Consider the following 7,944-nt stretch of genomic DNA (forward strand, 5'->3'; position numbering starts at 1 on the left):
CTCATCGCAGGAGGCCTAGACGCCTCCACCCACACTCAACTCTGAAGAGCCAGTTGTTGGGCCAAGCAGAGTTGGAGAAGGCAGCGTTGCGAGAGTTGGCGGAGGGAAACTTCTAGGCCCGGCGCGCAGGCACGAGGCTGTGAGCTACCTGGTTGGTCAGGGGTTTTCTCAGCGTCTTGCACGGGCGCGTTGCCGGGCTGTCCCGGTCAGCGTATTGCCGAGTCCGCGCGGCCAGGCCGGCATCGGCGCGGGTGCGTCCGGTGCGGCCGCCGCCGAGCACGAGGCGTTGGACGCGCTGGTCCGGGCCGTGCTGTCCGAGCGGGCCGCTGCCCGCGCCGCCAAGGACTGGGCGCGCGCCGACGAGCTGCGCGACCGCCTGGCCGGCGTCACCGTCGCCGACGGCCGCGACGGCGCGACGTGGAGTGTTGGCTGATCGCTATGTGCTGAGGCCCCGGGAGCGCGAGCTCCCGGGGCCTTGTGCGTGTCGGCGATCGTCTCGCAGATTCCGCGTTTGTTCTTGTGATTGGGTGCGCTGCACCCGATCCGTAGGCAGTGCACCCCTTCTGATCGGGTGTCGCGCCCCGTAACGGGTGTCGCGCCCCGTAACGGGTGCAGCGGCCTCCGCGCTGTTTCGGCTGTCGTCTCGCAGATTCCGCGTTTGTTCTTGTGATTGGGTGCGCTGCACCCGATCCGTAGGCAGTGCACCCCTTCTGATCGGGTGTCGCGCCCCGTAACGGGTGCAGCGGCCTCCGCGTTGTTTCGGGCGTCGCTAGGCCCGCCCGCCCGCGAGACTTGGCGATCTCGCTTCGCTCGGCGCCGCCTCGCGAAGCTCGCCCGTGCCCTCCGGTCCATCCGGCGCCCGTCACACCGGCGTCTGGTGTGCTGATAGGTGGTTTCGTGCGTCGGCTTCCAATCGGGCTGGTTCCCCAGTAATTTCGCACGTAATTCCCGTGATTGTATTTCGTGTGTTGAAATCTGATCGTTGATATTCCGCGGTTTGTGGGTTCTTCGCATTTGAGGGTGTAGGGGTGGTGGGTGGGGTTGGGCGTGTCGTGGCCGGGTAGGGGTCGAGGTCTTTCGATGATGGGGGGTTCCGACACCGTCCATCTGAAAGACCTCGACATGCCCAATACTATCTTTGATCGCCCTGATCTGAGCGCGTTCACGCGCCTGGATGACCTGGGCCTGGAGGTGACGGGCCAGCGCATGTGGCCAGACCATGCAGTGTTGGCGTGCCGCATTGTTGGTGAGGACCGGTGGTGCCGGCGCTACCGGTGCCAGGGCATTTGTCGTGACATGGTGATCAGGCGCTTGGCGCATGAGCCCTGCGGGTGGTGTTCCACGATTGTGCATGTGAGCGTGCGCCGCTACCGGTGCGAGACGTGTTCTCACGTGTGGCGTCAGGATATGAGTCAAGCGGCCGATCCGCGCGCGAAGCTCTCACGGGCGGCGGTGCGCTGGGCGCTCACTGGGCTGGTCGTCCACCATTTGACGGTGGCGCGCGTTGCCCAGGCCTTGGGCGTGTCCTGGAATACCGCTAACACTGCTGTCCTGGCCGAAGGAGAGCGCTCACTGATCAACGACCCGACCCGGTTCGAAGGCGTGCGCGTCATTGGCGTGGATGAACACGTGTGGCGCCACACCCCCTACGGCGACAAATTCGTCACCGTCATCTTGGACGTGACGCCCATCCGAGATCGCAGTGGCCCCTCCTGGCTCTTGGACATGGTCCCGGGCCGCTCCAAGCAGGTCTTCAAAACCTGGCTCGCCTCCCAGCCCGATACGTGGCGCAGCCGTATCGAGATCGTCGCTATGGATGGATTCACCGGGTTCAAGAGCGCTGCCGCCGAAGAACTCCCCGACGCAAAGGCAGTCATGGACCCCTTCCACGTCGTACACCTCGCCGGCAACGCCTTGGACGAGTGCCGCAGACGCACCGGGCAAGAACTTCACCACCGGCGCGGGCGCGCCACGGACCCCCTGTACAAGGCCCGCAGGGTGCTGCACACCAGATCCTGCCTACTCACACCACACCAGCAACACCGCATCCTCGACCTGTTGTCCGGCGACGAACACGTCGCCCTTGAGGTCACCTGGAGCGCCTACCAGAACATCATTGATGCCTACCGCGCGCCCAACACGAGCACCGGTAAGGCCCTGATGCAAGCCGAAATCAACACACTGACGTCCACGCGCGTACCGAGGAGCCTCACCGAACTCATCACGCTGGGCAGGACACTCAAACGAAGAACCACAGACATCCAGGCCTACTTCGACCACCCCCACACCACAAACGACCCCACCCAAGCCATCAACGCACCCCTCGAACACCTACGCAGCTGCGCCCCAGGACTTTCCGAAACCTCACCCACAACATCACCCGAACACTCCCCAAAACCGGAGAATTCAAACCCCAACCACACCCCCAATTATGAAGAGCCGCTTAAGTGTTGCGGGTGCATACGCTGGCCAGGGGGTTCTCGATCTAGAGGCGACCAGCTTTCTTGAGTTCGATGTAACGGTCAGCTGTGCGTGCGGGTAACAGTTCAGCGGATGCCTGAAGGGTGAGTGCACCCGCAAGGCGTGCGTCGGCGGCACCAGCGTCGTCGGCTCGCTGGGAGAGTGCGGCGGAGGCGGCGAGGAACACTTCTTCCGCGTTGGAGAGTCCGTGCCGTGCGCGAATCTCGTCGGGGTCGGTCGCGGAGGCGACGAGCACGGTGTGGCGATCGGCGAGGCGCGACAGGGTGTCCGTGAACTCTGTGTCCATGCCGGCTGGGGGGATCTTCGTGATTACAACAACGAATGACGGGTGGTGGACGGTCTGTTCGACGGCTGTGGCCACGTCGGACCAGTCGGTGACGTCTAGGCGCGGCGAAATATCCGTGAAGGTCGCGGCGAGGGTCTCGATGATTTTGGGTCCGCGTACCCCTGATACGCGTGCGCGCACGCGAGAGTCGACGGCTAACACGTGGACCTTGTCGCCCGCGCGATCGGCGAGGGTTGCCAGGAGGAGGGCTGTCTCGATGGAGGAATCCAAGCGGGGCGCACAGCCCAGGGCGATCGAGTCCACGTCCATGTGTTCGGGTGCGCCGAGCAGAGCGGCGGAGGCGCGTCCACAATCCACGACGATGAGGACGTGTCGGTCTCGTTCGGGGCGCCACTGGCGCACTATGAGTTCGGTGGAGCGAGCGGATGCACGCCAGTCGATGTCTCGCGGGTCGTCACCTTCGACGTAGGTGCGCAGGGAGTCAAACTCGGTGCCCGCGCCGCGCAGTGTCGTCGGCGTCGTGCCCTCCAATTCGTGGAGCCGAGCCAGGCGCGTGGGTAGTAGTACGCGCGCCTTAAACTCGGGGAGGACTGACAGCGTCAATGGTGCTTCAAGACTGACTTGACGCGCGCCCAAGTGTAGCGGCCCCCACGAGCGGATCGTGACTACATCGGCGTGGCGCGTGCCCCGCCGCGACGGGCAGAGCATCGTTGTGACGGTGGTGGAGCTGCGGGCGGTGAGGCGCACGCGTTGGCGCGACGGGGTGGGGGCGAGGGATGGTGGCCACGCGTCGCGTACATCCAGGGTCATGTGTCGTTTCGTCGTGTTGGTCAGGCGCAGCGTTGCCGTGGTTGTCTGGTTGGCGCGGATTGGGCCGGTGACGTCGCGTCGCAGGCGCAGGGTGCGGGGGGAGGGAGCGCCGGCCGTGTCGATCAGGCACGCCGCGATGACGAGGCCGAACCACGTCCAGGCGAAGGCGCGGGATGGCGAGAAGGCGAGGGGGACGATGCCGACGAGAACGACGAGCGCGCTGCGCGCAGAGACGATCACGGGAGCCTCAGCGGGGGACGGGGGTGGCTGCGAGGACTCCTGAGACGACGTTGGCGGCCGTGATGCCCTCGAGGTTGGCTTCGGCACGCAGGCCGAGGCGGTGTGCGAGGGTCGAGGGGGCCATCGTCTTAATGTCGTCGGGGGTCACGAATCCTCGGCCCTGTAGGAAGGCCCACACGCGAGAGGTGCGCAGCAGGGCGGTCGCGCCTCGCGGGGACACGCCGAGGCGCACGGCGGGTGAGGTGCGCGTTGCACGACACACGTCGACCAGGTAGGCGATGACGGCGGGAGCGACCTCAACGCGTGCGGCGGCTTCGTGAGCCGCGAGGATGTCAGCGGCGCCGGCGACCGGGTGAATGCCCGCCTTCGCGAGGGACGTTGGGTTGAAGCCGCCCTGGTGGCGGGCAACGATGTCGATTTCGGCGTCGCGGGATGGCAGGGGCAGCTCGAGTTTGAGGAGGAAACGGTCCAACTGTGCTTCCGGCAACGGGTAGGTGCCCTCGTATTCGATGGGGTTTTGCGTGGCAATGACCATGAAGGGGGCAGGTAGCGCGCGGGTCGTACCGTCGACCGAGACGGTGTGTTCCTCCATGGATTCGAGGAGCGCCGACTGGGTCTTGGGTGGCGTCCGGTTGATTTCGTCGGCGAGGAGCAGATTCGTGAACACGGGACCTTCACGGAAGACGAACTCGGATCGTCCCGCGTCCCAGATCATTGAGCCGGTGATGTCGGCGGGCATCAGGTCGGGGGTGAACTGGATACGCGCCATGTCGACGTTGAGGGCGTGGGCGAGTGCGCGCACGAGGAGCGTTTTAGCGACGCCGGGGACCCCCTCGAGCAAGGCGTGGCCGCCGGCAACGAGGGCGACAATCAGTCCGGTGATTGCCGCGTCCTGGCCGACGATGGCTTTACCGATCTCAGCTTTGAGCGCCAGGAGGGCCTCCTGCGTGCTTCGCTCTGCCTCGTTGAGGCGACGCCCCGACCATCCCTGGCCCGTTGGCGCGCAGTACGAGGCCGGGGTCCCCTGGGTGGGGGTGCCTCCCCGGGGCGCGTATCCCCCCTGCGGCCCGGAGTATCCGGGTCCGCCCTGATCGTGTACGCCACCAGCGGTGCCATACTGCGGGGAGGGCATGGGGCCGGGGTTAGTCATGGCGAATCTCCTTCTCGAGGGCGTAGAGGTCGTTGGCGAGTTGGACGAGGGCCGCCTCGTCTGTCGGTGGTGGCCCCCACAGAAGTTGTTCGTAGCGGGAGGGAGGCAGGCCTCGTTGCTCGATCTCGCGTGCGAGCGTCTCACGATCAGCGGTGTACGTGACACCTAGCGAGGACGCGATGCGCGAGGCAGACGCGCTGCGCAGCGCTCTGGCGGCATGCCCGTAGGAGCGCATGGCGCGCATGAGTCGTGCCTTCCCGATGAGGGTTTCAGCGGCAGGTACCTCAATCGGCAGCTGCTCCGGGGTGAGTGGCCCGAGTCTTGTGCCGCGCGCCGCGGCCGCCAACAGCGCTGAGCCGAGCACCATGAGGAAGGCGGGAGCAAGGAACGGAGAATCAGTGGGTGTCACCTGCTCGGAGGAAACAGAAACACCATGGGAGGCAACGAACCAGGCGACCTTGTTGGTCCTGCCGATCGCGTTAATGGCCAAGGCGGCGTTGCCTCCCTCCGTGATCGCACGGTTGCGCACCCGCACCGAATCGGGGATGACTGCGCGGAAGCGACCGTCTTCAACGCGCTCAGCGTAGGCGTAATTTTGCCCGTCTGTGGTGAAACACAGGTGCCAGGTGGAGGAAGAAGCGGAAACCGAATAAGCGGAGGAAAACAGCTCGCTCGCATGCTGGGCTGCTTCGGAAGCGCATCCTGGCTGTGTTCTTTGCCCGGTGTCCCAGGATCGGGTTGCGTGCAACCCCGCCAGGTAGGGTGGCTCACCCCCGTATTCCTCCTCCAAGCCCACGTAGACAACGCTCGCTCGCGTCTCCACCTCCTGCGCCAACTGAGCCGACATGCGGGAAGGAAAAACGACGACGAGCGTCGTGTTCTCATCTACGGATGCCGCCTGAGCGGCCGACACTTCGCTCACCGTGATGCCGTGGTGTTCAAGCACCTGCGCGAGTGCCCGCGCGCCGTCGCCTCCAGGGTTGCGGATGCCCACGGGGGCATTGTTGAAACCAGCCTGCGGCAAGAATGCGATGCCGACAAAGGACACTATGACGAACGCGAGAACCATGATCGCCGGACGCGCGGCGCTCGCCCGTTCACGCGCCGTGGGGGTAATGATGCGAACCTGCGTGGCTTTCATCAGTGGTCCTGGGCCTTTCGGCAGGCATCCAACAGGGCAGGCGTGAGTTTGCTTAATGCGTCCACGTCCTGGCGGTGAACCGATGCATTCCCGTAACGAACGCGGTCGAAAGTCCGTGCGTGAAAAGCAAGCGTCGGGCCCTGTTCGGGCACGAGCCGGGTCGCCGCCACCGCGGCTTCGCGTGCCGTCAGACCTGGCGATGACGTGACGACCTCGCATTCATCCAACCCCAACACTAGGAGACGGTAGGCCCACACGTAAGCCAGGTTCCAGTCCTCGTCTTCCACAGCCTCGTTGAAGAGACGGCGTACATCCTCGCGGCTCGCCTCCTCCTCGAACACTGAGTGGGATGCACGCCAGGAGGAACGAATCGGGTTGAGGATCAGCGCGATGATGACGAGCGCAATCGCGATGATCGCCAGGAGCGTCACGAGCACAGAGAAAGAGAAAGGCCCCTCTCCCTTCCATTCGATGGCCTCGTAGAGCCTCGTTAGGAAACGCCTAATGACATCGGTAATGCCGCTGGCGTCGGTGTTGTAGATCCCGCGCGAAAGTTCCTCTTCCAGCCACGACCGGGCCTCACCCTCGTCGGGCGCCAAGGGAACGCCGCACGCGAACACCGGGTCCACCGCCTAGCTCCTGGCGGCCTGGGCGAGCGCGAAGGCGAAGTTCTCTGTGCGAATCTTTTGATCCACAAACATAAGAGTCTGGAATGCTGACATGATGGGGAAGACGAGGGCGTAGGAGGCCATCTGAAGAATGGTGGTCAGCACACTAGTAGTCATGAGCAACCCAACCATCTTGGTGGGATCAAGGCTACCGGCGCTGAAGACCGCGAAGACAATACCGACGACAACAGTGCTGATGACCATCGTGATCATGCCAGCGATGAAACCAACCAGAATACTGATGAGCATCAGGCGACCCAGGGTCATCCAGAACGCCCCTGATGTCAAGGACCACGAGCGCTTGATCGACTCGATGGGACCAGCGTGCTCCAAGACGGCACACATTGGCGCGTAGAGGAGACGAACTTGTACCGCGTAGGAGACCAACGCCATCGGAAACAACGCAATCAACATCAAACCGGCAGCACTGTACGCCGCGTTCGAACTGCCCGAGGCCAAGAGAAGCACGACTATGCCGACGATCCATAGGATGACCGGGATACCGACCGCGAGAAATGTGAGGACGACGACACCTAACACCGGCATCATGCGCGGCTTTGCTAACGCCCATGCTTGGCGGAATGTGATCTTCTTGCCGATGACCATCTGCGCCACCGTGGTGGACAGGATTCCGTTCAGCAGTGCTACCGCAAGGATAGAACATATCAGCAAGATGGCGTAGCCCACGAACGTTGACACAAAGGCCATGGACACGGAACTGGCTATGTCATCGGGGGAAGCCTGAGGATCCCCGCCGTACTCCGAGGCCGACATCAACGAGTACACGGGAAAGATAGAGACGAGCGAGTCGAGGACACCCACGATCGTCAACACAATCAGCGTGAAACCGAACAGTACTTTCGGGTTCATACGAAGGGCCGCGAAGGAGCCACTCAACAGGTCAGAGATCGAAAGCGGACGCAGCGGGATGATACCTGGCTTGGGGGCCCATCCCCACGCTCCGGTCTGGCTGTAGCCAGAGGCGCCGGGTGCGCCGTAGCCTGGCCCGGGTGCGCTGTAGCCTGGCCCGGGGGCGGGTGCTCCGTAGCCTGGCCCGGGTGCGCCGTAGCCTGGCCCGGGTGCGCCGTAGCCTGGCCCGGGGGCGGGTGCGCTGTAGCCTGGCCCGGGTGCGCCGTAGCCTGGCCCGGGTGCGCCGTAGCCTGGCCCG

At 64.5% G+C, this 7,944-nt stretch carries 5 protein-coding genes and 2 pseudogenes; 2 read left to right on the forward strand and 5 right to left on the reverse strand.

Annotated elements, in window-relative coordinates:
* Window positions 1-226: 226 nt before the first annotated feature.
* Together RYL44_RS09470 and RYL44_RS09475 are read left to right on the forward strand one after the other, a co-directional pair.
* Window positions 227-433: pseudogene (locus tag RYL44_RS09470) on the forward strand (CysS/YqeB C-terminal domain-containing protein); the annotation flags it as partial.
* 689 nt (window positions 434-1,122) lie between these two features.
* Window positions 1,123-2,435, forward strand: a pseudogene (locus RYL44_RS09475) (ISL3 family transposase).
* 50 nt (window positions 2,436-2,485) lie between these two features.
* Here RYL44_RS09475 and RYL44_RS09480 read toward each other — a convergent pair.
* The 5 genes from RYL44_RS09480 to RYL44_RS09500 all read right to left on the reverse strand — a co-directional run.
* Window positions 2,486-3,817, reverse strand: coding sequence for a DUF58 domain-containing protein (locus RYL44_RS09480; RefSeq protein ID WP_314975817.1), 1,332 nt, complete (start codon window positions 3,815-3,817; stop codon window positions 2,486-2,488).
* A gap of 7 nt (window positions 3,818-3,824) precedes the next feature.
* Entirely contained in the window at window positions 3,825-4,967 is a 1,143-nt protein-coding gene (locus RYL44_RS09485; protein ID WP_314768866.1) for an AAA family ATPase, read from the reverse strand.
* Window positions 4,960-6,108 (reverse strand): DUF4350 domain-containing protein, encoded by a 1,149-nt coding sequence (locus RYL44_RS09490; RefSeq protein ID WP_276739364.1) that lies wholly within the window; start codon window positions 6,106-6,108, stop codon window positions 4,960-4,962. The genes RYL44_RS09485 and RYL44_RS09490 overlap by 8 nt, the downstream gene beginning before the upstream one ends.
* Window positions 6,108-6,737: a DUF4129 domain-containing protein gene (locus RYL44_RS09495; protein WP_314975818.1), complete on the reverse strand. Its 630-nt coding sequence runs from the start codon at window positions 6,735-6,737 to the stop codon at window positions 6,108-6,110. Before RYL44_RS09495 ends, RYL44_RS09490 begins: the two co-directional genes overlap by 1 nt.
* A 3-nt stretch (window positions 6,738-6,740) precedes the next feature.
* A partial coding sequence (locus RYL44_RS09500) for a DUF7847 domain-containing protein (RefSeq protein WP_314975819.1) occupies window positions 6,741-7,944 on the reverse strand: 1,204 nt, incomplete at its 5' end.

This window comes from Actinomyces bouchesdurhonensis, assembly GCF_963540955.1.
GTDB classification, from domain to species: Bacteria; Actinomycetota; Actinomycetes; order Actinomycetales; family Actinomycetaceae; genus Pauljensenia; species Pauljensenia bouchesdurhonensis.